This window comes from Rothia nasimurium (assembly GCF_928392795.1).
Classification (GTDB): domain Bacteria; phylum Actinomycetota; class Actinomycetes; order Actinomycetales; family Micrococcaceae; genus Rothia; species Rothia nasimurium_F.
This window is the reverse complement of sequence record NZ_CAKMTJ010000001.1, coordinates 440,071-464,026: the sequence shown is the minus strand read 5'-3', so window position 1 is coordinate 464,026 and position 23,956 is coordinate 440,071. Positions and strand designations below refer to the sequence as shown.

Here is a 23,956-nt window from a genome sequence, read left to right as displayed (position 1 = left end):
GTCATCCTTGGGAGCGACTAGTGGGTGTGGGAGTCCTCAGCGTTGATTTCGCTGCGGTCGCCGCTCCACTCGGTGTGCCACATACCCTCGGAGTCAATGCGGCCGTAAGTGTGGGCACCGAAGAAGTCACGCTGCCCCTGAATCAGGGCAGCGGGCAGGCGCTTGCGGCGCAGACCGTCGTAGTAGCTCAGGGATGAGGCGAAGACGGGGACGGGCACGCCCTCAGCGGTTGCCTTAGCAACTACACGACGCCAGGAGGGAACGAGTTCTTCCATGAGCTTCTTGAAGCCGGGAGCAAGCAGCATGTTGGCGGGGGTTTCGTTCTTGTAGGCTTCCATGATTTCGCCCAGCAGCTCTGCACGGATGATGCAGCCAGCGCGCCACAAACCTGCGATGACGTCGAGCTTAAGGTCCCAACCGTATTCGTCACCGGCCTTGGCCAGCATATCCAGACCCTGGGCGTAAGAAACCAGCTTGGAGGCGAAGAGGGCCTTGCGGACGTCCTCAATGAACTCTTCATCGCCGTTAGCAACGGCGGTGGTTGCGATTAGGCCTGCAGGTAGCTCTTCCTGGGCCTGCTTGCGGGCTTCAGCGTTGCTAGAAGACAGGGCACGGGCAAATACTGACTCTGCAATACCGGAGACGGGTGCGCCCAGATCCAGGGCTGCCTGTACGGTCCAGCGGCCGGTACCCTTCTGGCCGGCCTCATCGACGATCACGTCGACCAGGGGCTTACCGGTCTTAGCATCGACCTGGGCCAGAACCTCAGCGGTGATTTCGATGAGGTAGGAGTTGAGGTCGGTGGTGTTCCACTGCTTGAAGATTTCAGCCTGGGCTGCGGGCTCAAGCCCAGCAACGGTGCGCAGCAGGTCGTAGGCTTCACCGATGACCTGCATGTCTGCGTACTCGATGCCGTTGTGGACCATCTTAACGAAGTGGCCGGCGCCGTCGGTTGAGATCCAGGCGCAGCAGGGATCGCCGTTGGGTGCTTTGGCTGAAATCTTTTCGAGCAGGGGGCCGAGGGATTCGTAGGACTTAGCAGAACCGCCGGGCATGATGGAGGGGCCGTTGAGGGCGCCTTCTTCACCGCCGGAGACGCCGATACCGACGAAGTGCAGGCCCTTTTCTGCCAGGGCACGCTCGCGGCGGATGGTATCGGGGAAGTGGGAGTTACCGCCATCGATGATGACATCACCTTCATCGAGCAGGGGTTCGAGCTGCTCAATGACAGCATCAACGGGGCCACCCGCCTTAACCATGATGAGGATGCGGCGGGGAGCTTCAAGAGAGTCAACCAGTTCCTGCAGGGTTTCGGTGCGGATGAAGTCGCCTTCATCGCCGTGGGCTTGGAGCAGGGCGTCGGTTTTTTCGACAGAGCGGTTGTGCAGGGCTACGGTGTAGCCGTTGCGAGCCAGGTTGCGGGCCAGGTTTGCACCCATGACGGCCAGGCCGGTTACACCAATTTGTGCCTTACGAGCAGTATTGTTTTCAGTCATGTCTTTAAGACTACGCTGGTCTGCTCTGTTTATGGTTCAGCACCGGGTGAGATGAAGCAAACTCTCACATTCTGGGAGAACAGCGGGAGAAGTGATCTTAGTTTAGGAATCGTAGGTGTCGGTGAAGAGTACCCACAGGGCTGCAACTCCGATGATCAGAGCTACACAGGCGAAGATTGACCAGAGGGTCACCAAGGCCCCCTGGGCGATGAAGAAGAGGGATATGAGCAGCCAGGTTACCGACAAGAATACGGCGGTAAAGTTGCGAGGTTTAAAGTTACGGTTCATCAAGAGCGCTGCTCCTTCTCGGTATTGACGCATCGCGACCATTAGTTCAGCTGTTACCCCTCACAGACTACTTCATGGTTTGGGGTCGAACAGAAAAAGGGAAGAGCCCGGCGTGGAGCTCTCCCCTTTTTAATGTGGGTTATAAAAATTGACCTAGGAAGTTTTAGTAGACGGTGCAACGGTAGACGAGGTTGTGCTGGCTGCGCCATTAACTGAATAGGTCGCGATGTAACCGGTGTAGAGGCCTGCTATCTCGCTGGGAATCATCGCGTTACCACCGTCTGTGAAATGGCCAGCGATATTGGTTGAGATTGCAGTGCCATCAATCGGAGTTGAATCATTCCCAGCAATTGAAACACTGCTCAAATCGGCCACGGTGCGTGTAGTGCTGTAGATCAGATAGTTGTCTGATGAGAGCGTGGTGCCGTCGGCTAGAGTTACGATAGATCCGCTATAGGTACTGAAGGAGCTCCACTCTGCTGCTGATACCTGGAAGTTATGCTCGAGCTTGGTAATCTCGTAGAGACTGTTTTTGGGAATCAGCACTAGATAAGTCAGTGAAGTTATGCTGACGCTGGCAGTGCTTCCGTCAGTAGTGTAAAGATCGAAACCTCCCTGGCCATCACGGTTAGTAGTACCGGTAAAAGGCGCAGGATTTGTACTGTTTGCGGGCTGGAATTCAAAAACTTCGGTGAGACCTGAAGCAGTAACAGCTGCAGGCGATGCAGCGTAAGCAGGGATAGCTGCGGTCGCAAGGACGGCGGGAGCCGCCCAGGCGGTCCCCTGAAGCAGGGTGCGACGGGAAGTTGTCACGATAGGTTTCCCCTCTAAAAGTATGTGTGTGAGTCAAACTGAAGTTTTCAGTCTACCTATCGATGCCTTCTGCCGGTGCAACATTTGCCCTACCAAGACGCCCACACATAGGCCCACACCCTCCCCCACCTGACCTACAGCTAGCCGTAGAAAAAGAAAAAGCCCCACACCAAGGTGTGGGGCTTATCTGTGGGTCCTACCGGGATCGAACCGATGACATCCACGGTGTAAACGTGGCGCTCTACCAGCTGAGCTAAAGACCCTTGTTGCCTCTTCCGCGTTATCTCTCGCGGCGACATGTAATACTTTACGCAGACCCAAACGGTCTTGCAAATCGAAACCGCCCCTCAAGGCGCAAAAAGCCCGATTTTCTGACTATTTTACACAGACAAATATCAGAAAATATCGGCTTGGCAAGCACTTATATTTTTTTCAAAAAATTTCTAATTTTTTTCTGAACCACCGCTTCCCATGGCTAAAACCCATGAAAAAGGGCCCCCTGTCTACCCTGACAGAAGGCCCTCACACTTATTTCCCCTGTTTCATGACCAGGCGAAAAGCAGCCCAATCCTGAGCTAGCGACTCAGATGTGGTCACATGCAGCCCCGCCAGCGGGGCAGCTTCTTGAATCTCCACCGGAGGAATATGCCCATCCCGACCAGACTTGGGGGTCAGCAGCCATACCACCCCACCCTCGTCAAGAGTAGCTAGCACATCCATCAGACCATCGACCAGGTCGCCGTCCTCAGCACGCCACCACAGCAGGATGCCATCGACAACTTCTTGGTCATCCTCATCAAGAAGCTCTGTTCCCAGAAAATCCTCTAGGGCATCGCGCAGGTCGAAGTCGACATCCTCATCGTAGCCAAACTCCTGCATGAGGCTGCCAGCAGGCAGGCCCAGCTTCTGGCCAACAGTTTCTTTTGTAGCACCGGTGGCGCTCACGTACGTCCTCCAAGATTCAAATGACAATGGCGGGCTAGCAATTCAACAAAGCCCCGCACACCCTCCTTCACCACTTCCGCAACGAAAGTAAACGAGACCGGGCATGCCTTTAGTTCCTACTGAACACGCTTCATGCCCCCAAATCAACAGAACACGACCAAAATAGGCCAGCTAATTTCACCCTCAGAAAAAGTAGGGGCAAGTGACGGCTATTTCACACCCCCAAACCCTTGAAACCACAACCTTAAAAGAAGCAATTTGTGACAACATAGAAGGGAAGTTGTCTTAGCGCCTGCCCACCGGCCGCGCAAGGCATACACCCAAGGCTCACCGGGCACATAGGCTGCCGCTGGTGAACATATACCCCTACAACAAAGAGAGGTTGACTAGTGGGACCCTCAGAAACGAACGATCACGTTTTGAGTGCACTGACCAACAGCTTCACCGACATCGACCCCGAAGAGACCAGCGAGTGGATTGAGTCCTTCGACGACCTGGTTGAAGCTCACGGCACCGAACGTGCACAGTTCATCGTGCGCTCACTCATGCAGCGCGCTGGCCAGAAGTCGATCACCGTACCCATGGTGACCACCACTGACTACGTCAACACCATTCCTGTCGACCAGGAACCCGAATACCCCGGCGACGAGCAGATTGAACGCCGCTACCGCGCCATGCTGCGCTGGAACGCTGCCATGATGGTTCAGCGCGCACAGAAGGCCACCATTGGCGTAGGCGGCCACATCTCCTCCTACGCGGGTGTAGCTACCCTCTACGAAGTAGGTTTCAACCACTTCTTCCGTGGCCGCAACCACCCCGGTGGCGGCGACCAGATTTTCTTCCAGGGCCACTCATCCCCCGGTAACTACGCCCGTGCCTTCCTCGAAGGCCGCATTACCGAAGAGCAGCTCGACGGCTTCCGTCAGGAAAAGACCAAGCAGGGCACTCACCTGCCCTCCTACCCCCACCCCCGTAACCTGCCTGACTTCTGGCAGTTCCCCACGGTTTCAATGGGCCTTGGTCCCCTGAACGCTATCCACCAGGCACAGTTCAACAAGTACCTGCACAACCGCGGCATCAAGGACACCTCAGACCAGCACGTCTGGGCCTTCCTGGGTGACGGCGAAATGGACGAGCCCGAGTCACGCGGCGCCCTGCAGCTGGCTGCCAACGACAAGCTCGATAACCTGACCTTCGTGGTCAACTGCAACCTGCAGCGTCTGGACGGCCCCGTTCGCGGTAACGGCAAGATCGTTCAGGAACTTGAAGCCTTCTTCCGTGGCGCAGGCTGGAACGTCATCAAGGTCCTCTGGGGCCGTGAATGGGACTCCCTGCTCGAGAAGGACAAGTCCGGCGAGCTCGTCCGCATCATGAACGAAACCCGCGACGGCGACTACCAGACCTACAAGGCTGAGTCCGGCGGCTTCATCCGCGAGCACTTCTTTGGCCAGACCCCTGAGACCAAGGAACTCGTTGCAGACATGACCGACGACGAAATCTGGGCCATGAAGCGCGGCGCTCACGACTACCAGAAGGTTTACTCAGCCTTCAAGGCAGCAGTTGAGCACAAGGGTCAGCCCACCGTCGTTCTTGCTCAGTCTGTTAAGGGTTACGGCCTGGGTGCCTCCTTCGAGGCCCGCAACGCCACCCACCAGATGAAGAAGCTGTCGATGGAAGACCTGAAGCAGTTCCGCGACCACCTGCGCATCCCCATCTCCGATGAAGAGCTGGAGAAGGACCTCTACAACCCGCCCTACTACCACCCCGGTAAGGACTCCGAAGAGTACAAGTACCTCATGGCCCGCCGTGAGGAACTGGGCGGTTTCGTCCCCTCCCGCAAGAATGTTCAGCCCAAGATTACCCTGCCCTCAGACAAGGCCTACAAGGGTGCATTCAAGGGTACCGGTAAGCAGATGGCTGCTACCACCATGACCTTCGTGCGTCTGCTCAAGGACCTCATGCGTGAGAAGGACTTCGGCCACCGCATCGTGCCCATCATCCCCGATGAGGCCCGAACCTTCGGCATGGACTCCTACTTCCCCACCGCCAAGATTTACAACCCCAACGGTCAGAACTACCTGGCTGTTGACCGTGAGCTCATGCTGGCCTACAAGGAATCACCCGAGGGCAAGATTATTCACGTGGGCATCAACGAGGCCGGCGGTACCGCTGCCTTCACCGCCGTAGGCTCCTCCTACGACACCCACGGCGAACCCATGATCCCCGTCTACATCTTCTACTCGATGTTCGGCTTCCAGCGCACCGGCGATGCCTTCTGGGCAGCAGCTGACCAGATGACCCGTGGCTTCATCATGGGCGCAACCGCCGGCCGCACCACCCTTACCGGTGAAGGCCTGCAGCACGCAGACGGCCACTCACCGATTCTGGCTGGCACCAACCCCGCAGTGATCCACTACGACCCCGCCTACGGTTACGAAATCGGCCACATCGTCAAGCGCGGTATCGAGCACATGTACGGTGACAAGGACGAAGACCACAACGTCATGTACTACATCACCGTCTACAACGAGCCCATTCAGCACCCCGCTGAACCCGAGAACCTCGATATTGACGGCCTGCTCGGCGGCATCTACCGCCTGCACGAGGCAAAGAATGACGGCCCCCGCGCCCAGCTTCTGGCCTCAGGCGTTGCAGTTCCCTGGGCTGAAAAGGCACAGCAGATTCTGGCCGAGGACTGGGGCGTCTCAGCAGACGTCTGGTCAGTTACCTCATGGACCAACCTGCGCCGCGACGGCCTTGAGACCGAACGTGAGCTGCTGACCAACCCGTCCGCCACCCCCCGCACCCCCTTCGTTGCCCAGCAGCTTGAGGGTGCAACCGGCCCCATCGTTGCCGTGTCTGACTACCAGACCGACCTGATGGACGGCATCCGCCAGTTCGTTCCCAACGAATTCGCGACCCTGGGTGCAGACGGCTTCGGCTTCTCAGACACCCGAGCCGGTGCCCGCCGCTTCTTCAAGATCGACGCCGAGTCCATCGTCGTCCGTACCCTGCAGATGCTGGCTAAGCGAGGCGAGGTCCCCGCTGATGCACCTGCTAAGGCCTTCGAGAAGTACGACCTGAACAACATCAATGCAGGCACCTCAGGTACCGCCGGTGGCGACGCATAAGCCCCTGTGCTGATCAGTTCCTAGCTCACAGCGAGTCATAGATTCGCGCTGAGTGTAAGGGCGGCCCCCACGATTATCGTGGGGGCCGCTTTTTGTTCTGGGCAGTCTTTGGGCTAGTCAGTCTTACCCTCTAGCTTTCTTGGGCCGAAGCCCTTAGCTGTGAGTTTTCTTGGCTTTTGAGATTGAACAGCTGTGCCGCCCCAGCTGACCTGCTAACAGGAGTAGGATAGTTATTTGAACAAAGCGCTAGAAACTTTCAAGTTCTAGGTCTCACACTCTATTTTCAAGGCGGTTACGCGTGATAGCACTGGTGTGCCCCGGCCAGGGGTCGCAGAAGCCCGGGTTCCTCTCAAGCTGGTTAGACCTCGATGGGGTACGCCCCCACCTCGAGCGTCTCTCTGAGGCTGTAGAGCTCGACCTGGTTCATTACGGCACCGAGGCCGATGAGGAAACCATCAAGGACACTGCTATTGCCCAGCCCCTGATTGTGGCAGCTGGTCTTGTCACCGGTCGCCTAGCCCAGAAGGCCCTAGAGGGCCAGAAGCTTGTTTTTGCCGGTCACTCAGTGGGTGAGATTACCGCTTCAGCCCTAGCCGGTGTGCTCACCGAAGAGGACGCCATGCGTTTTATCAAGGTGCGGGCCGATGGCATGGCTCAGGCAGCTGCCGCTACCCCCACCGGTATGGCTGCCGTGCTCGGCGGAGTTGAGGACGACGTCCGCGCCGCTATCGCTGAAGCCAACCTCACCGCCGCTAACTCGAACGGCGGCGGGCAGATTGTAGCCGCTGGTTCCCTCGACGCTCTTGCAGCTTTCGCCGAGAACCCGCCCGCTAAGACCCGCGTGATTCCGCTGAAGGTAGCCGGTGCCTTCCATACCGACTACATGGCGGCAGCCCAGGGGCCCCTGGCAGACTTTGCGGCAGGCCTCTCCCCCGCAGAACCGACTGCTGAGCTGCTCTCAAACTTCGACGGCCAGCCCGTTGCCTCAGGGACAGCGGCCCTTGAATCGCTGGTTGCCCAGGTGACCCGCCCCGTCCGCTGGGACCTGTGCATGGCAACTCTCGCGGAGCGGGAAGTTACCCGCCTGGTTGAGGTTGCTCCCGCCGGTACCCTCGTGGGCCTGGCCAAGCGCGGTATGCGCGGCACGCCGGCGTCCGCTATCAACACCCCCGATGACCTTGCACCCCTAGCCCAGGCTCTTCAGGCCTAAAGTTTCCCCGAAAGGACTTCACGATGCCTACTCTCAAGCAGGTTGAGCCCAACCGCTACTCCCGTATTCTGGGCTACGGTGCTGCCCGCCCCGACCTGATCGTCACCAACGACGACATTGCCGGCCCGATCGACTCCTCAGATGAATGGATCGTTCAGCGCACCGGCATCAAGACCCGCCACCGTGCCTCAGAAAAGATTTCTGTAACAGATCTTGCTGTGGGAGCTGCCCAGGACGCCCTGGCCGCCTCAGGTGTGCAGGGCGAAGAGCTGGATGCCGTCATCGTCGCAACCATCTCCCACCCCTACGCCACCCCGGCCCTAGCTACCCTGGTCGCTGAGGCTGTCGGTTCCAAGGCTCCCGCCTACGATATTTCAGCTGCCTGTGCCGGTTTCTGCTACGGCATCGCCCAAGCTGACGCCCTGGTGCGGTCCGGTACCGCCCAGAAGGTTCTGGTCATCGGCGTTGAGAAACTCTCGGATTTCATCGACAACACCGAACGCACCATTTCCTTCCTGCTCGGTGACGGTGCTGGTGCGGCGGTCGTTGGTGCTTCCGATGTGCCCGGCATCGGCCCCACTATCTGGGGTTCGGACGGCGAGCGCTGGGGCGCTGTGGGCATGACCCATTCCATGCTTGAGATCCGCAACCGTGATTTTGTGGCTAACCCGGTGCAGGAGGGCGAGAAGCTTTGGCCGACCCTGCGTCAGGACGGCCAGACGGTCTTCCGTTGGGCTGTGTGGGAGATGGCTAAGGTTGCGCAGAAGGCTCTCGATGCTGCCGGTATTACTGCAGATGATTTGGGAGCGCTGGTGACTCACCAGGCCAACATGCGCATTATCGACCAGATGGTGAAAACCCTGAAGCTACCCGAGAGCGTTGTGGTGGCCCGCGATATCGAGTGTGCGGGTAACACCTCTGCTGCCTCCGTTCCGCTAGCTGCCCACCAGCTGCTCCAGGATAACCCCGATCTTTCTGGCAAGTTTGCCCTGCAGATTGGTTTCGGTGCGGGTCTGGCCTACGCGGCTCAGGTTGTTATGTTCCCCTAACCTGCCCTGTGCCGGGTCGGTGGGGCGGGCGTCCGCACCGTATTTTGACAAAATGTTAGATTTATTTCAAAAATTAGGTGGCGTCACAGCTTAGCTTTGTGCGGGCTAGGGGCTACACTCAATTTTGGAAGCTAAAGTGGGCTCTGCCCGCTTAACCCTCAACCGCTGCGCACCCCTGCGCGGTGAGTTACATCAGTGGCCCCACGCCACTCATACTAAGACGAAGGAGCCATCATGGCAGATCAGAACGAAATCCTCGCAGGTCTTGCAGAAATCGTGAACGAAGAGACCGGTGTAGAGGTTGAGGACGTCCAGCTCGAGAAGTCCTTCACCGAAGACCTGGACATCGACTCCATCTCAATGATGACCATCGTTGTGAACGCTGAGGAAAAGTTCGGCGTTACCATTCCCGACGAAGAGGTCAAGAACCTGAAGACCGTCGGCGACGCTGTTAACTTCATCGCTAACGCTAACGCCTAAGTCGCGTTGACCAGGTTGGGCACGGTCTTATCGTGCCCAACCTGCTTTTTATTCTTTACTCCAACCCAAGACTGTATTCGAAGGAATCAAGCATGACTCGTAAAGTTGTGGTCACCGGCCTCGGCGCCACCACCCCCATCGGTGGGGATGTCCCGACGACCTGGGAAAATGCGCTTGCAGGTGTCTCAGGCATCACCACTATTGAAGAGCCCTGGGTTGAGGAATTCGACCTGCCGGTTTCGATTGCTGGCCGTGTGGCTGTAGACGCTGTTGATTCGGGCCGCCTGACTAAGGTTGAGGCTAAGCGCCTGGACCCCTCGGGTCAGCTGGCTTTGGTTGCTGCGCGCGAGGCCTGGGAGGACGCCGGTTTTAGCGGCCCTGACGCTGAGGCTGCTGAAGAGTGTGATCCGCTGCGGACCGCCGTTGCGTTCGGTACCGGTATCGGGGGCGTGTGGACGTTACTCGATGCCTGGGATACTCTGCGCGAGAAGGGCCCGCGCCGTATGCTGCCTATGACGGTTCCCATGCTGATGCCCAATTCAAATGCTGCTGCCGTCTCGATGAACCTGAAGGCCCGTGGCGCTGCCCAGACCGTGGTGTCCGCCTGCGCTTCGTCGACCGAGGCTTTGGAGCTGGGCCTGATGCTGATTCGCTCGGGTAAGGCCGATGTGGTGATTGCCGGTGGTTCTGAGGCTGCAATCCACCCCATGACGATTGGCGCCTTTGCAAAGATGCAGGCCCTATCGACCCGCAACGATGACCCTGCTGGTGCTTCCCGCCCCTACGATACCGGCCGCGACGGTTTTGTGATGGGTGAGGGCGGTGCTGCGCTGATTCTCGAATCTGAGGAGCACGCGCTGGCCCGCGGTGCCCGTATCTACGCGGAGCTGGCTGGCACCGGCGTCTCAGCGGACGCCCACCACATCACCGCTCCCGACCCGGCTGCTCTGGGTGCTACCCGCGCCCTGCAGGAAGCTCTGACCGATGGCGGTATTTCTCCCGAGCAGGTAGTGCACGTCAATGCGCACGCAACCTCTACTCCCGTGGGTGATATCCCCGAGTCCCTGGCTCTGCGTGAGGTCTTCGGGGAGCACACCGGCAAGATAGCTGTGTCTGCAACCAAGTCAATGACCGGTCACCTGCTCGGCGGTGCCGGTGCTCTTGAAGCTGTACTGACTGTTCTTGCGGTTTACCACCGCAAGGCTCCCTGCACCATCAACCTGGAGAACAAGGACCCCGAGATTGACCTCGACGTTGTCACCGAGGCTCGGGACCTTCCCGCCGGTGAGATTGTTGCTGTCTCGAACTCCTTCGGCTTTGGTGGCCACAACGCTGTAGCGGCTTTCCGTAGCGTCAGCAAATAGTACCGTGTTGGTCTAGCTTGTGAGAAAGGGCCCTTCTGCGCGAACCCTGGTTCGGGCAGAAGGGCCCTTTGCTGTGCTCTGGGGCATACTCTCTTGTCTTAGGCCCGGAGCCTGACGGTAGCGCTGGCCGATGAGGCGTTAGGACGCAGGGGCTCAAGTTCGTCGTCCCAGGGCTGGCCAACGGCCGCAGAGAACTGCCGGTAGAGTTCATCAAAATTACCGGCTGCTTTTTCGAAGGCATAGCGGATGCGGTCTTCGGTCACGGTGAAGTTGCCCTGGAGATCTACCGGTAAGGTGCAGATGCCGAGTTCGGGGGTGTGCATGATGCGTAAGGCGTCGGAGGTTGCGGTGCGGCGCTCGGTGACTTCAAAGTAGCTGCCCTTGAAGTGACGGAGGGTGGAGGCGATGAGGGCGGCTCCCCCGCTGTTGCCCTGCCAGCTGATATCTGCACGGTGGTAGCCCGGTTTCTGGGGTTGGGCTTGCCAGGTGGGGGTCAGCCGGTGGGCAGTGAGATTTTCAAGAGCCCAGGTCACGTGGCTTGTGAGGGCTGAGGGGACAGCCAGCAGAAAGATAAAACCACCGGTAGGGTTGCCGATAGTCTCTGGCGGTAGGGGGACGGGCTGGCCGGTCTTTTCTGCTGGTGAAAACATGGTCTTCCCATCCTATACCTTCTGCCTTACCTTTAGGCCCGGGGGTGAGCCCTACTATAGGCCTGGGCAAGGCGGTCTACCGAGACGTGGGTGTAGACCTGGGTGGTTGCTAAAGAACTGTGCCCAAGAAACTCTTGGACGGCTCTAATGTCTGCTCCCCCATCGACCATGTGGGTTGCTGCCGTATGGCGGAAGACGTGGGCGCCTGTGGCTTCGGTGTCGTCCAAGGTGCCCAGGAGGGTGGTGAGGTCTTGGCGAATCTGCCGGGGGTTGGCGCGTTTACCCTGGGGGCCGATGAAGAGGGCGTGTTGAGCCGGGGCGCTTTTAGCTGCTTCTGTCTCGGGAAGCCACTGCGGGCGTCCTGCCACAACCCACTGGTTGAGAGCCTGCATAGCCTGGGCCCCGAAGGGCACAACCCGCTCTTTATTGCCCTTACCCAGCACGCGCAGGGTTCGCTGGTGACGGTCAATGCTTGCTAGGTCGAGACCGGTGAGCTCTGAGATGCGCAGCCCGCTGGCGTAGAGTAGCTCCACTACCGCTTGAAGACGCAGGAGTCGGGCGTCCCGCGGGGCCTGCTCCAGAGCTGTTGTGAGGGTTGTGGTGAGGTCCTGCATCTGGGCTTCGCTGAGTACCGAGGGCAGGTGGTTGCTCTTCTTAGGAGTAGTGAGTTTGAGTGCCGGGTTGGCCTGGATGAGTTCTTCTTCCTCCGCCCAGGTGAAGAAGGTCCGCAAGGACGAGGTCCGCCGGGCCATAGAGCTCCGGGCAGCTTGTTTTCGGTGATGGTAGGCTAGCCAGTCTCGAATGACTTCAAGAGTGATGTGGGAGAGGTGGGTGGTGCCGTGCCTGCGGGCATGGGCAAAGAAATCAGTGAGGTCAGAGACGTAGGCTCGAATTGTTTGGGGTGAGCGGTGGAGCTCGTAGGTGAGGTAGCGCTCAAAGGCTTCAAGGGCTCGTACGAACTCTCGGTCTTCGTCAACCGTGGAGGCCCCGATTTTGAGGGTGGTGGGTAACTGGTCTGCTGGGTTCACCGTACCGCTCCTTTCTACCGGTGGCTGAGGTCAGGTTTTCATTCTATCCCCCGGAGCTTTCCGCCGATGGTTTGGTTTTTCGCCAACCTATGCCTTCCTGCTCTGCGAGGTTGAGTCGGTTGAGTTGGGATAGGGCAATCATGACGGTTCGGGCAGGTAGCGCAAGGTCAGCACTGAGCTGTTCTACGGTAGCCGGAGTGCGGAGGGGCAGTACGTCCCACACCCGTCTTTGAGTTTCGGTGAGCGAGTCCAGGAGCTGCTGGTGGGCAGAAGGAGCTGCAAATAGGCTGGTTTGTTCTGCAGCTATCTCCGAGGTTCTGTCGTCAAGAATCTGGCGGGCATCGGTCACAAGCTGGGCTAGACCGTCGCGAATCAGACGGTGGCAGCCTTCTGAGGTCGGTGAAAAGATAGGGCCGGGTACAGCGTAGACGGGGCGACCCAGTTCCAGAGCATGGTGGGCGGTGTTGAGCGCACCACTGCGCCAGCGGGCTTCGATAACTATGCTGGCCCCGGTGAGAGCGGCGATGAGCCGATTACGTTGAAGGAACCTGTAACGGGTGGGGTTCTGCCCCAGGGGAACCTCGCTCAGCAGCAGGCCCCGTTCAATAATCTCGTGCAGCAGGCGTTCATTGGGCTTGGGGTAGAGACGGTCAAGACCTCCTGCCATTAACGCTACCGTGGGCAGGGAAGACGTTGCTGTAGCGAGTGCAGCTCGATGGGCGGTGGCGTCTACGCCAAAGGCTCCACCTGAGACCACCGTATAGCCCCGGTTTGCTAGTTCACCGGCCAGGTGGCTTGTTGCTGAGTTACCGTAGGAGCTGACATCGCGGGACCCCACTACCGCATAACTCTTTTCGGTGGTGAGCTGGGCTAGTAGCTGGCGGTCTCCCCTGCCCCAGAGGCCGACCGGAGTTTTTTCTGCGAGGTCATTCAAGGCCTGTGGCCAGTCTGGGTCTTCGGGTATACATAGCCAGCTGCCGCTGGCCCGGGCTAAAGCCATATCCTGTTGGACGCTGATACCTGCCCGTCTGCTCTTCCACCGCTGGGTCCGTTCACCGATGGCACTAGCGAGGGCAGGTGCCGCAGATACATCGTGTGCTCCTGCTTCCTCAAGGTGGCGGGCTAGAAGATGCGGGGTGAGCTCCTGACGGCCGGTGAGGTAGTCTGCGGCACGCACCGGTCCCACTAACCGAAGCAGGGTGTAGGCGGCGACGTCCTCGGGGTCGGTAATGCGCAGGATCTCGGTGCGGGCTCTACGAATATCGTGGTGGGGGTCGTGATGTGTCATGTCTGGTAGCTTTCAGTGGCATGGTTGCGGAAGTAGAGGGCGAGGTCAAGGTGGTCTCGGCTGGGGCTGGTGGCTCCATCTAAATCGGCTAAGGTCCAGGCTGTCCGTAGTACTCGGTCATAGCCGCGGGCTGTGAGGGTGCCGTGGTCCAGGGCGGTGGAGAGGGACGAGGTGAGTTGGGATGGAAGCTTGAGAGGGCCTCGCAGAATCTTGCCGTTCGTCTCAGCGTTTGTGGCCATGCCCAGCGGACTCAGTCTTTCTGCCTGGGCTTTGCGGGCTTGGCTAACCCGGTAACGGATTTCCTCTGAGCTTTCGTTGGTGCCGCTGGTAGCGAGGTCGGCGGCCGTTACTTTAGGAACGCTGATATGAAGATCGATACGGTCGAGCAGGGGCCCCGATAGCCGGCTGAAGTAAGACCTTCGCTCACGGCTAGTACAGGTGCAGTCTAGGCCGCGCCCCACGTTGTAGCCGCAGGGGCAGGGGTTGGCAGCTAAAACGAGTTGGAACCTAGCCGGGTATCGGGCTGAAGCAGCTGAGCGACTAATAATAACTTCGCCGCTTTCGAGGGGCTGGCGCAGAGAATCTAAAACGCTGCGCTTAAATTCCGGGGCTTCATCGAGAAAAAGGACGCCCCGGTGCGCCTTTGAGATACACCCCGGCTTGGGCAGCCCGGCACCGCCTCCCATAATCGCCGGTGCGCTGGCAGTGTGGTGGGGTGCTTCGAAAGGCGGTCTGGTCATCAGTTCGGTGAGCGGCTCACCCGAACGGCAGAGCGAGTGCACCGCGGTGACATCCAGGGCTTCTTGCGGTGTGAGCGGAGGAAGAATACCGGGGAGGCGTTCTGCCAGCATGGTCTTGCCAGAACCAGGTGGGCCGGTCAGCAACAGGTGATGGCCCCCTGCAGCCGCTATTTCAAGGGCTAGGCGCCCCTCAGCCTGCCCGGCAACATCTGCCATATCAGCGCTCTGCTGCGGGCTGCTGGGCTCCGCAACGGTCCTCTGGCTCCCCACCAGAACTGGTCTTTTGAGTTTTTCTGGTTCGGGGCAGCCCAGAAGTTCAAACACTTCAGCGAGACAGCTGACCCCGGTCACTTCAACCCCCTCTATGAGGGCTGCTTCTTGGGCGTTGCCTTCGGGTACAACTACCCGCTCATGACCGGCATCGCGGGCGGCTTTGACGGCAGGTAGTACTCCGGGAACCTGTCGCACGCTCCCATCGAGACCGACTTCGCCCAGGAAGACCGTGCGGCCTGATGAACCTAGCTGCCCCGCCGCCTGCTGGGCTGCAACCAACATGGCCACATCAAATGCCGAGCCGCGTTTGGGAAGAGTAGGCGGGGTGAGGTTGATGGTGAGTTTCTGGGGTGGCAGGGGCAGCCCGGAATTCTTCGCGGCAGACCGTACCCGGTCTTTGGCCTCGTTCAAAGAACTATCGGGCAAGCCAAGCAGGACGAAGCCGGGTAGGGCAGATGAGATATCGGCTTCTACTTCGACGAGGTAGCCGGTGACGCCCACCAGGGCAACCGAATAGGTTCGTGCGAAGGCCACGGCTACACCACCGCCTGCCGATGCTCAAAGGTGAAATCCGTGGGGCTCCCGCACAGGGCAATAGCGTCTACTCTCATGGTGGAATAGGGAGCCCGGTTTTCTGCTAACCAGGCGTAGGCCAGGTGTCGTAGCATCTGGCATTTCCGGGCAGTAATGGATTCAAGAGGGTGCCCGTAACCCGCACCAGAACGGGTTTTAACCTCGATAAAGACCAGGGTCTGGTCGCTATCGCGCATAATCAAATCAAGTTCACCGCTCCACCTCGGCCGCTCTTCAGTTCGTGCGGGCCGCCAGTTACGAGCCAAGAGAGTATAGCCCTGTTGCTCTAAGACTGCCAGGGCGATATCTTCACCCCAGCGCCCCACTTCTTTGGGCCGCAAGGACGCATGGGGCGAGACTGGCTGTAGTGCGGGGTTCATAGGGGCCTCCTTCAAGTATCAGGGTTAGCCCCATCATGACCTGCTGTGTCTGGTTCTACCTACCTCTGTGCTGGCTGTGGATATCGCCCTTTCCCTATACCACCAGGTCAGCGCCAGATAGCTCCCCTATTCACGCTCATAAACGGTACAGCCGTGACGCAACCATGACGCCCCGCGCGTCCTTATCCCCAGCCAGCTGCACCGGGCGTCCGCGCATCTCTGCATACAAAAAACCCGCCCCTTCCCTCACGGGAAGGAGGCGGGCTCACACGCTAGCTTTTAGGCCGAACCGGGGTCGAAATCACTCATGGTCGGCACGACCAGGTCTTCGGCGGCAGCGCGTTCTTCAACGTTCACATCGCGCACCGAATACACCTTCACGTTCTTAACAAACCGAGACTGGCGGAAAATATCCCATACCCACACGTCCTGCATCTCAACCTCAAAATACAGAGACCCATCAGCAGTTCGCGGGGTCACCTGCACCTGGTTGGCCAGGTAAAAACGGCGGTCGGTCTCAACGATATAGGTAAAGAGCTCAGCTACATTCTTGTACTCTTCATACAGGGCTAGCTGGGCACCCGATTCGTAGCTCTCAAGGTCTTCTTGGCTCATTCTTGTTCCTTCTCTCGTTCCACCATAGCCTTCTGGATTTGCGCGTCGGTAGCCGGCAACGACCAGCTCAACCGGTGCAAGGGGGTGGGGCCCAGGGTCTCGATAGCGGTTCGGTGGCCACCTGACCCGTACCCCTTATTTTTCGCCCAACCATAGCCGGGATAGCGGGCGTCCAGCTCGTCCATGAGATGATCGCGCTCCACCTTGGCCACTACCGAGGCCGCAGCGATAGAAGCGCAGCGATAATCACCTTTGATCTCCATCTGTACCGGCCCGAACCAACCGCCCGGCTCCCCTGCCAGCCCTGCCCAGGCCTCGGTGACCAGGGCGCGGTAGAGAGAGGTAGCCGAATCAAGCTCGGCAAAGAGGTCGGGCTCGGGGGCAGATAGCCAGTTATGTTTGCCGTCCAAGAGCACGGCGTCGGGGTAAGCCCCAGCCCTAGCCACCTGAGCCAGGGCCCGCTGCCCCGCTAGACGCAGGGCTGTGGTAATTCCCAGGGCATCGATTTCAGCCGGGCTAGCGTGCCCCACAGCGGTTACAGCCCACTGCTCTATCAGCGGGGCCATAGCCAGCCGCTTTTTCTCGGTCAACGCTTTTGAGTCGATCAGCCCCTCGACCGTCAGCTCAGCACTCGCCTCGATGACGGCAACGCCCACGGTGACCGGCCCAGCTAGCGGGCCGCGACCTACCTCGTCCATGCCCGCCACCAGGGTCTTGCCCGTAGCAAAAAGCTGGGCTTCAACACTCAGGTCAGCGGACGCCGGTTCTTGAGTTGGCACGGTCTTACTCGGTGTCGGGTACGTCGGCAAAGACATCGCTAGCCCCACCAATGAAAGTGAAGCTAGACAGGGGCCAAGCAACCACGAAGACTTCGCCCACGACGTCGGCGTCGTTGATGAACTCGGTGCCGGTCTGAATATGGTAGCGGGAGTCAGCGGAGTTAGAGCGGTTATCGCCCATGACGAAGTAGGAGTTCTGGGGAACGATCACGTCGAAGGGAAGCTCGGTGGGGCTTACACCTGGCTTGAGGTAGGTCTCGTCAATTTCTACGCCGTTGACGGTAATACGACCATCGGCGGTACCCACGATGTGGTCACCACCCACGCCAATCACGCGCTTGACCAGGTAGTTTGATGAGCTATCGGGCATAACCCCCACAAAGGCAAGCGCATCACGCACGGGGTTAGAGCTGGTAGAGACCGGCATCCAGCCCTGAGTGTCCTTAAAGACCACGATGTCACCGCGCTCGGCTTCGGTGAAGAGTCCACCTGCCACGTTCACAAAAACGCGGTCGTTGATCTGCAGGGTATCTTCCATGGAGCTAGAAGGAATGTAAAACCCGCGAACCACAAAGGTTTTCAGCAGGAAGGCGATGAGCACCGCGTAGAGGATAATCAGGGCGTACTCTTTGACCGCGCTGTTTTCGCGGCGGCGCTTACCGCCGCGGGGCTTGTCGGTCGAGGCTGTGGTGGCGTCCTGTGCCGCTGCCTCGATGCTGTCTGAATTCTGCTGCTCCATGAGCCCGCACCCTTCTGCTATGAACGTGTTTAGAGGATAGTTTAGTGGTTTTAGCTGGGAGCTTGACCAAAGCGCTGGGCTGGCCAGGCGATGAAGACCGGGGTGCCGATGATTTTCTCGGTGCGGATCATACCGCCGCCGGGTGCCCCTAAGAGGGCCCTGGAGTCAGCGGACGCCGAGCGGTGGTCGCCCATCACCCACATGCGTCCTTCGGGTACCTGCACGCTAAAGCTCACCTCGCTGGCGCTGTCGCCGGGGTAAAGATAGGGCTCTTCGGAGCGCTGCCCATTGATGAGAAGATAGCCCTCGGCATCGCAGCACTCGACGGTATCGCCAGCTACCCCGATGACGCGCTTGATGTAGACCGTATCTGAGCCCACCAGCCCGAGCCACTGCCCCGCGGTTGTGAGCGGATCACGCACCCAGGGGCTGCCGGGCACATAGGGGGCAAAGGAGCCGGTACCGTCAAAAACGACCACATCGCCACGCTGGGGCTCGGTAGCTAGTTTTGAGACTAGAATACGGTCGCCCGGTTCATAGGTGGGTTCCATGGAACTTGAGGGTATGTAGAACACATCAATGAAAAAGGAACGAACCACCAGGAGCACGGTGAAGGCGAGGGTCGCAGCGACAGCAACAAGGCGCCAGCCCTGTAGAAAGGGTTGGCGCCTTGCCTCAGAAGAGTCGGCGTTTACGCCAGTCTCCATAAATCTGATGAAACCTAAATGGCTTAGGCTTCGCGCTTCTCGCGGATACGAGCAGCCTTACCGTGACGGTCGCGCATGTAGTAGAGCTTTGCACGGCGGACGTCACCGCGGGTGACAACCTCGATCTTTTCGATGACGGGAGAGTGTACGGGGAAGGTACGTTCTACGCCAACACCGAAGGAAACCTTGCGGACGGTGAAGGTTTCGCGGACGCCAGCGCCCTGACGGCCAACAACGAAGCCCTTGAAGACCTGGACACGGCTGCGGTTACCTTCAACAATGTTGACGTGTACGTTCAGGGTGTCGCCGGGGCCGAACTCGGGGATGTCGGTGCGAAGTGACTTGTTATCAATGAAGTCAAGAGTCTGCATTGAGTTTCTCCGTGAATATCTCTGCCGCAGGTCAAACATATTCGGTGTATGTCGCAGGCAGTGTCTAGGGGTCACCGGGTGGTGCCAGACTGATGCTGTCTGCGATGAATTCTTTACTCACCGCGCTCTGAACGGTCAGAGCCGGTGGTTCACGCTGTTATAGGTCGCTCTTCCCCCTGCGGCAGGGGCGTGCCCAGCATGAACACAAATAAAAATTATCCCACAGAAAACCCGCCTGCACCAGGGGTGCCGGGGCGGGCGTCCGCGTGTTGCTTGTGAGCTTACCTACTTTACCGACCTTCGCTCGAAAGCTCGGCCTCGCGCTCAGCTTTTTGGGCAGCTTTCTGCTCGGTGTGAAGCTCCTGCAGGAGCTTGCGGTCTTTCTTGTCCCAGTTCTCTGCGGGGTAGGCCTTGACCATGTCGGGGCGGCGGGCGAAGGTGCGCTTGATTTGCTCGTCGCGGCGCCAGCGGGCAATGGCCCCGTGGTTGCCAGAGAGCAGGACGGGCGGCACCTGCTGGTTTCGCCAGGTGGCGGGCTTGGTGTAGACCGGGTACTCCAGCAGCCCGCCGGTGTGGGACTCTTCGGCCAGGGACTCGGGGTTACCCATAGCACCGGGAATCAGGCGGGTAATGGCCTCAATCATCACCATCACGGCCACTTCACCCCCGTAGAGCACGTAGTCGCCGATTGATACGGGCAGCACCCTAAATTCCTGCTCAGCCCAGTCCAGCACACGCTCGTCAATGCCTTCGTAGCGGGCCGGGGCGAACACGATGTGCTCTTCTTCGGCCAAGTCGTAGGCCAGCTGCTGGTTGAAGACGGTGCCGGCCGGTGAGGGCACGATCAGCAGGGGTTTGCCCCCGTCCGCCCGTGCGGACGCCGGTGAGTTAGCCAGTGCCTGATCCAGGGCCAGGCCCCAGGGCTCGGGCTTCATGACCATGCCCGCTCCCCCGCCGTAGGGGGTATCGTCAACGGTTTTGTGCCGGTCGAAGGCGAAGTCACGCAGGTTGGTCAGGTGCAGGTCGACCTTGCCCGATTCGCGGGCTTTGCCCATGAGGGAGAGCTCTAGCGGGGCCAGGTATTCGGGGAAGATGGTGATGACGTCAAAGCGCATGAGCGTTAGTTGTGCTCGCTCTCGGTCTCGGGTTCTGCTTCTTCATCGTCGCTGTTGAGTTCGAGCAGGCCGGCGGGCGGGTTGATGATAATGTAGCCCTCCTCGGTATCGATGGCCGGGACGAGCTCTTCCACGAAGGGAATCATAACTTCTTCGCCGTCTGCGGTGTTCTCCAGGACTAGCAGGTCCTGGGTGGGCATGGTCTGCAGGCCGGTGACGATGGCGATGGGTTCTTCGGGCAGGTAGCCGTCTTTAATGTCGGCAGCCAGGTAGACGGGTAAGTCGAGCAGTTCGTGCTCGTAGTAGCCTTCATCGTCACCGTCGGTTTCTGCTTCGCTAGCAGAGTCAAAGGTGAGGCGGGTGTCCCGCAGGTCTTCGGCCTGGTTGCGGTTGATGACTTCTTCGAAGGCTACGACCAGGATTTTCTTGTTCCAGCGGGCTTTTTTGACGGTGAGGGTGCCTGCGGGGGCGATGGCTCCTGCGGGGCTTGCGGGGGTGAAGTTTTCGATGTCGAGTACGGCCCCGGGAGCGAAGCGTTCTTCGGGGGCGTCGGTGAAGAGCTGGACGGTGACTTCACCGCGGATGCCGTGGGGTTTGCCGATGCGGGCGACCTGTACCTGCACGCGTATCTCCTTGGGGGTAAAGGTGGTGTGGGGTTTGGGTCTAACTTTACCGGGTTTTGCGGACGCCGGTGGGCAGGTAAAAGCCCCATGCCAGCAAGTGCTGGTATGGGGCTTTCTCCATTTCTTTACCGAATTCTACCCCTATGTAATGGATTTTCGAGATAACTTTTCAAGCTTGTCGGAAATCGAGTTGTCATCTTTTAGAACAAAGTTCTTTTGTTTAGCTTCTGCTTCAGAAGGAAACGGTAGATAGAACTGGCCCACCTGAATGAATTCGTCTGTATCAGGTGTTTCTTGGCTATCAGTAAACTTGTCCGCGTAGGGAATGTACTGGAATTCAGGCTCTTTATTGACCAGCTTAGAGTCACTGCGAATGGGATAGGCCAGATAAACGTTCCTTTTGGTTCTTAAGGCGTAGGTGGCCATCTGATATTGGTCCCCCATACTGGCTTCTGTAATACCAAGCGCATTATCCTTGTATTTTGCGTCCACATAAAAGGTTGATTCCTTGTAAGTTACGACCACATCAGGCCGCTTACCTCCGTCAGCAATTTTCCAATCATTATTTTTCCGTTCGTAAAATATGTGTATTGGCCGGACTTCCTTCTGTCGTTTTGCTTCTATATTTTCAACCTTATTCAACTGCTCTTGCACGAGCTGCTCCCAAAGTCCGCTCATCGAGTATTTGAGGTTAGCAACAACGCCAGGGCCTTCCTTTTTGTTCGCTGTAGCGTTGAACCTGGTCTGAAGAATAGCCCGAGCAAGCTCATAGCTCTTTCGCACAGCTAGAGACTCCTGTCTAGGAACCTTGTAGTGGGTTGACTGAGCGATTAGTGCATGCCGTGAGGTGATAGTTACATCCCGAAGCTGGGCAGCGACAAGCAGGGCCTTAGCGTAGCTAGTCTTTTTACCTGCAAGGTGGTGGTCTTTTAACTCAGGAACACAAAGTTCTGTGGCGGCTCTTATGACTTGCCAGATGTGATTATCAGAAGTGAGCTCATCGAATTCGCACTCAATTTTCGGAGACCCTGTTATCGCCCGTCGGATCAGGCCTTCCGGAGTCATCCGCCCCTTGACCGTTGCTATCTCATCTGTATGAAGCACATACTGAGGGCGCCGGTCACGTAGGGCTACTAGCGCTTCTTCGATAAACCGCATGTACACAAATTTTTTCATGAACTTGCTGGACGCAAACATAGAAGTACCAGCTGAACCGAAGTCTTTGGACGTAGGAATCGGCTCGATTTTAACCTGGTAGGCGTCAAGCATAGCCCAGAGGGCCTCTGGCGCTTTCATATCCTGTTTGTTTGCAGGATTCAGTGGTTTATGGACACCAGCTTTCTTTGGTGCTGAGGTCACTGACCAGAGGGGTGATAGCCGAGATTCAGTTTTTTCATCAGTCAGGCCATCTTGCTCTTTTAAATCTGCGGTCGCTGATTCAGTTGGGGCTTTTTCTACTAAGGTGGTTAGCAGGCTCACTAGGTATGGATCTGATACACCAATGATGTCTTGCTCATATAAGGTGTAGTGAGACTCACGAGAGCTGGTGAAAGCCTCCTGGCTTAAGATGAAGGATTTAGCTTTAGTATCATCAGGGCGCCAGAGCTTGGGGAGGATATGAAAAATGAGAGTCTGATATTCTTCAGAATCCGGCATGGCAGGCGCCCGCAATACGGTAAGCCCTACCCCATTACCTCTGCCGCTGGCCTGAAACCAGCGTGTGGTTTCAGGCAAATGTGACTCAGTCTGAGCGTTCATCTGACTAGCTTTCTTGTGAACTTTCGAGGGATTCCACAGAATTGTTTCCTGCTAGTCCTGGTTTTTTGCTAGCCTTGCCCGAATTGTTATCTGAAGCCTCTTCAACAATAACCTTTTGGCCTAGGCCTTCCCCCTCCTTCGTAAGACGCAATCCTGCAACGCGTTGATTGAATGGTTCCTCAACCATAAGGTCTTCGAGGTGAAATATATAGGCAATTTCAGCCAGTTGTTTCAGCAAATCATGGGCAATCTGCTTAGAAGTTTTTTTGTTTTCATAGAAGTAAGAATGACCTAGCCTGGCATCAGGACCTACTATTTTCTGCAACTTAATATTAACCTGCGAGTACCAGCGAAAAAGTTCAGCGAGTTCTGCCTGTCTTTCTTTTTCGAATTCATTTTCAAAATCTTCCAAGGACTTCGGCTCCATAGTATGCCAGGTGAAGCGACGACGAAGAGCTAAGTCGATAGTTCCCACAGAGCGGTCCGTTGAGTTCATGGTTCCAACAATGTAAAGATTGTCAGGCACAGCTAAATATTCAAGGTCTCCTTCATAATTTTCTTCAGGTGGGTTCGACTTTTCTGGCAGAGCATCAATAGCAGTTTGAAGACGAACAGTAGTAATTCTTACAGATTTAGCTTCATCGCGAGTGAGCACTGCTCTTTTATAGGTACCGAGTTTTGCAACAGGAGCACGTTTGCTTTCCTCAATTACCATGAGTAAATCACCGAATACTTTAGCGGTATTAGCCCGGTTGATTTCATCGATGAAGAGTAAATAATTGTGCTCGGGGTCTGCTGCAGCTCGGTTGCACAGCTCCACAAAAATGCCGGCCTTGCCCGTAAAACCTCCATCTTTCAAGGGACGCAAACCTGACACAAAATCTTCATAGGAGGTGGAAGGATGAAAGACTACTGTTTCGCTACGTTCCGGGGTAAAACCAAGATCTTTATTTTCCCCACTTAACTCAAAGAGTGATTTTTGATAATAAGTTTTTCCACACCCCGCAACTCCCTCTAAAATCGAATTAAGCTGAGCTATTTTAATCTTATTTTTCATACTTTCACCTTTGGCACCTTTTTTCGTTTTATTAAGCATTCCATCCCCATTGAATTTATATTGCATTTCTTTTTTTATTGCCCAATCCCCCGCCCCAAAGTGTACAATCACCTTGTCAAGAATTTCATTTTTATTTTTCAAAAATTCTGACAATCTCTCAAAAGCATCTTTATCATCTAAATTTTCATCATCAAACTCTTCACCAAAGCAGCTTAAGAAATGCTTTACAAAAGTCCTGGGAGTTCTCGCTTTCGTAATTGCACTAGTTCGACCAGGCTGCGATTTATCTAGCCTAAACTCTTCAAATTTTTTAAATAAATGATTTCCCTGATCTTGATATGTGATATAGATGTATACACCTTTTTTTACACCAAGGTGAATATTCTTTAAAATGTCGCTTAACGGCACCATCCCTTCATATTCCCGAGTCCACTTATCTTTATATTTACCTTCACCAAGCCATTCAATTTTATTCATAATTTCC

23 protein-coding genes and 1 tRNA gene are annotated in these 23,956 nt (G+C 57.2%); 5 read left to right on the top strand and 19 right to left on the bottom strand.

Annotated features, from left to right (window positions below):
- Nucleotides 1-17: 17 nt before the first annotated feature.
- From gndA to L6963_RS02020, 5 genes are all read right to left on the bottom strand, one after another.
- Nucleotides 18-1,496, bottom strand: a complete 1,479-nt coding sequence (gene gndA / locus L6963_RS02040) for an NADP-dependent phosphogluconate dehydrogenase (RefSeq protein ID WP_237206447.1) — start codon at nt 1,494-1,496, stop codon at nt 18-20.
- 102 nt (nt 1,497-1,598) lie between these two features.
- Complete coding sequence (locus tag L6963_RS02035) at nt 1,599-1,784, bottom strand: hypothetical protein (RefSeq protein ID WP_237206446.1); 186 nt, start codon at nt 1,782-1,784, stop codon at nt 1,599-1,601.
- Between the two features lie 153 nt (nt 1,785-1,937).
- Nucleotides 1,938-2,597 carry a hypothetical protein gene (locus L6963_RS02030; protein WP_237206445.1) on the bottom strand — a complete coding sequence of 220 codons (660 nt, stop codon included), beginning with the start codon at nt 2,595-2,597 and terminating at the stop codon, nt 1,938-1,940.
- 190 nt (nt 2,598-2,787) lie between these two features.
- Nucleotides 2,788-2,860 (bottom strand) — tRNA-Val (locus L6963_RS02025).
- A gap of 265 nt (nt 2,861-3,125) precedes the next feature.
- Complete coding sequence (locus L6963_RS02020; protein ID WP_237206444.1) at nt 3,126-3,542, bottom strand: DUF3052 domain-containing protein; 417 nt, start codon at nt 3,540-3,542, stop codon at nt 3,126-3,128.
- A gap of 389 nt (nt 3,543-3,931) precedes the next feature.
- Between L6963_RS02020 and aceE the strand changes: the two genes are divergently transcribed.
- From aceE to fabF, 5 genes are all read left to right on the top strand, one after another.
- Complete coding sequence (aceE, locus tag L6963_RS02015) at nt 3,932-6,673, top strand: pyruvate dehydrogenase (acetyl-transferring), homodimeric type (RefSeq protein ID WP_237209104.1); 2,742 nt, start codon at nt 3,932-3,934, stop codon at nt 6,671-6,673.
- Nucleotides 6,674-6,971: 298 nt separating this feature from the next.
- Nucleotides 6,972-7,883, top strand: a complete 912-nt coding sequence (locus L6963_RS02010; RefSeq protein WP_237206442.1) for an ACP S-malonyltransferase — start codon at nt 6,972-6,974, stop codon at nt 7,881-7,883.
- Nucleotides 7,884-7,906: 23 nt separating this feature from the next.
- A complete protein-coding gene (locus tag L6963_RS02005) occupies nt 7,907-8,932 on the top strand; it encodes a beta-ketoacyl-ACP synthase III (protein WP_237206441.1) in 1,026 nt (341 codons plus the stop codon).
- A 234-nt stretch (nt 8,933-9,166) separates the two neighbouring features.
- On the top strand, nt 9,167-9,412 hold the full coding sequence (locus L6963_RS02000) for an acyl carrier protein (protein ID WP_237206440.1): 246 nt from the start codon (nt 9,167-9,169) through the stop codon (nt 9,410-9,412).
- Nucleotides 9,413-9,504: 92 nt separating this feature from the next.
- Nucleotides 9,505-10,776, top strand: coding sequence for a beta-ketoacyl-ACP synthase II (fabF, locus tag L6963_RS01995; RefSeq protein ID WP_237206439.1), 1,272 nt, complete (start codon nt 9,505-9,507; stop codon nt 10,774-10,776).
- Nucleotides 10,777-10,874: 98 nt separating this feature from the next.
- On the opposite strand, the gene L6963_RS01990 is transcribed toward fabF, so the two are convergent.
- The 14 genes from L6963_RS01990 to L6963_RS01925 form a co-directional block, all read right to left on the bottom strand.
- Complete coding sequence (locus L6963_RS01990) at nt 10,875-11,426, bottom strand: DUF3145 family protein (protein ID WP_237206438.1); 552 nt, start codon at nt 11,424-11,426, stop codon at nt 10,875-10,877.
- 32 nt (nt 11,427-11,458) lie between these two features.
- Complete coding sequence (locus L6963_RS01985) at nt 11,459-12,454, bottom strand: tyrosine recombinase XerC (RefSeq protein ID WP_237206437.1); 996 nt, start codon at nt 12,452-12,454, stop codon at nt 11,459-11,461.
- 43 nt (nt 12,455-12,497) lie between these two features.
- Nucleotides 12,498-13,742 (bottom strand): DNA-processing protein DprA, encoded by a 1,245-nt coding sequence (gene dprA / locus L6963_RS01980; protein WP_237206436.1) that lies wholly within the window; start codon nt 13,740-13,742, stop codon nt 12,498-12,500.
- Nucleotides 13,739-15,289, bottom strand: a complete 1,551-nt coding sequence (locus tag L6963_RS01975) for a YifB family Mg chelatase-like AAA ATPase (RefSeq protein ID WP_237186104.1) — start codon at nt 15,287-15,289, stop codon at nt 13,739-13,741. Before L6963_RS01975 ends, dprA begins: the two co-directional genes overlap by 4 nt.
- Nucleotides 15,290-15,291: 2 nt before the next feature.
- Complete coding sequence (locus tag L6963_RS01970; RefSeq protein WP_237206435.1) at nt 15,292-15,708, bottom strand: YraN family protein; 417 nt, start codon at nt 15,706-15,708, stop codon at nt 15,292-15,294.
- Nucleotides 15,709-15,987: 279 nt separating this feature from the next.
- Entirely contained in the window at nt 15,988-16,323 is a 336-nt protein-coding gene (locus tag L6963_RS01965; RefSeq protein WP_185174550.1) for a DUF2469 family protein, read from the bottom strand.
- Complete coding sequence (locus L6963_RS01960) at nt 16,320-17,102, bottom strand: ribonuclease HII (RefSeq protein WP_237206434.1); 783 nt, start codon at nt 17,100-17,102, stop codon at nt 16,320-16,322. The genes L6963_RS01965 and L6963_RS01960 overlap by 4 nt, the downstream gene beginning before the upstream one ends.
- Before the next feature lie 4 nt (nt 17,103-17,106).
- A complete protein-coding gene (gene lepB / locus L6963_RS01955) occupies nt 17,107-17,841 on the bottom strand; it encodes a signal peptidase I (protein WP_237186101.1) in 735 nt (244 codons plus the stop codon).
- A 50-nt stretch (nt 17,842-17,891) separates the two neighbouring features.
- On the bottom strand, nt 17,892-18,548 hold the full coding sequence (gene lepB / locus L6963_RS01950) for a signal peptidase I (RefSeq protein ID WP_237206433.1): 657 nt from the start codon (nt 18,546-18,548) through the stop codon (nt 17,892-17,894).
- Between the two features lie 23 nt (nt 18,549-18,571).
- Entirely contained in the window at nt 18,572-18,919 is a 348-nt protein-coding gene (rplS, locus tag L6963_RS01945; protein WP_135011098.1) for a 50S ribosomal protein L19, read from the bottom strand.
- A gap of 290 nt (nt 18,920-19,209) precedes the next feature.
- Nucleotides 19,210-20,034, bottom strand: a complete 825-nt coding sequence (trmD, locus tag L6963_RS01940) for a tRNA (guanosine(37)-N1)-methyltransferase TrmD (protein ID WP_237206432.1) — start codon at nt 20,032-20,034, stop codon at nt 19,210-19,212.
- A 5-nt stretch (nt 20,035-20,039) separates the two neighbouring features.
- On the bottom strand, nt 20,040-20,657 hold the full coding sequence (gene rimM, locus L6963_RS01935; protein WP_237206431.1) for a ribosome maturation factor RimM: 618 nt from the start codon (nt 20,655-20,657) through the stop codon (nt 20,040-20,042).
- A 141-nt stretch (nt 20,658-20,798) separates the two neighbouring features.
- Nucleotides 20,799-22,415, bottom strand: coding sequence for a 5-methylcytosine restriction system specificity protein McrC (locus L6963_RS01930; RefSeq protein WP_237206430.1), 1,617 nt, complete (start codon nt 22,413-22,415; stop codon nt 20,799-20,801).
- A 4-nt stretch (nt 22,416-22,419) separates the two neighbouring features.
- Nucleotides 22,420-23,949 carry an McrB family protein gene (locus tag L6963_RS01925; protein ID WP_237206429.1) on the bottom strand — a complete coding sequence of 510 codons (1,530 nt, stop codon included), beginning with the start codon at nt 23,947-23,949 and terminating at the stop codon, nt 22,420-22,422.
- Between the last annotated feature and the right edge of the window lie 7 nt (nt 23,950-23,956).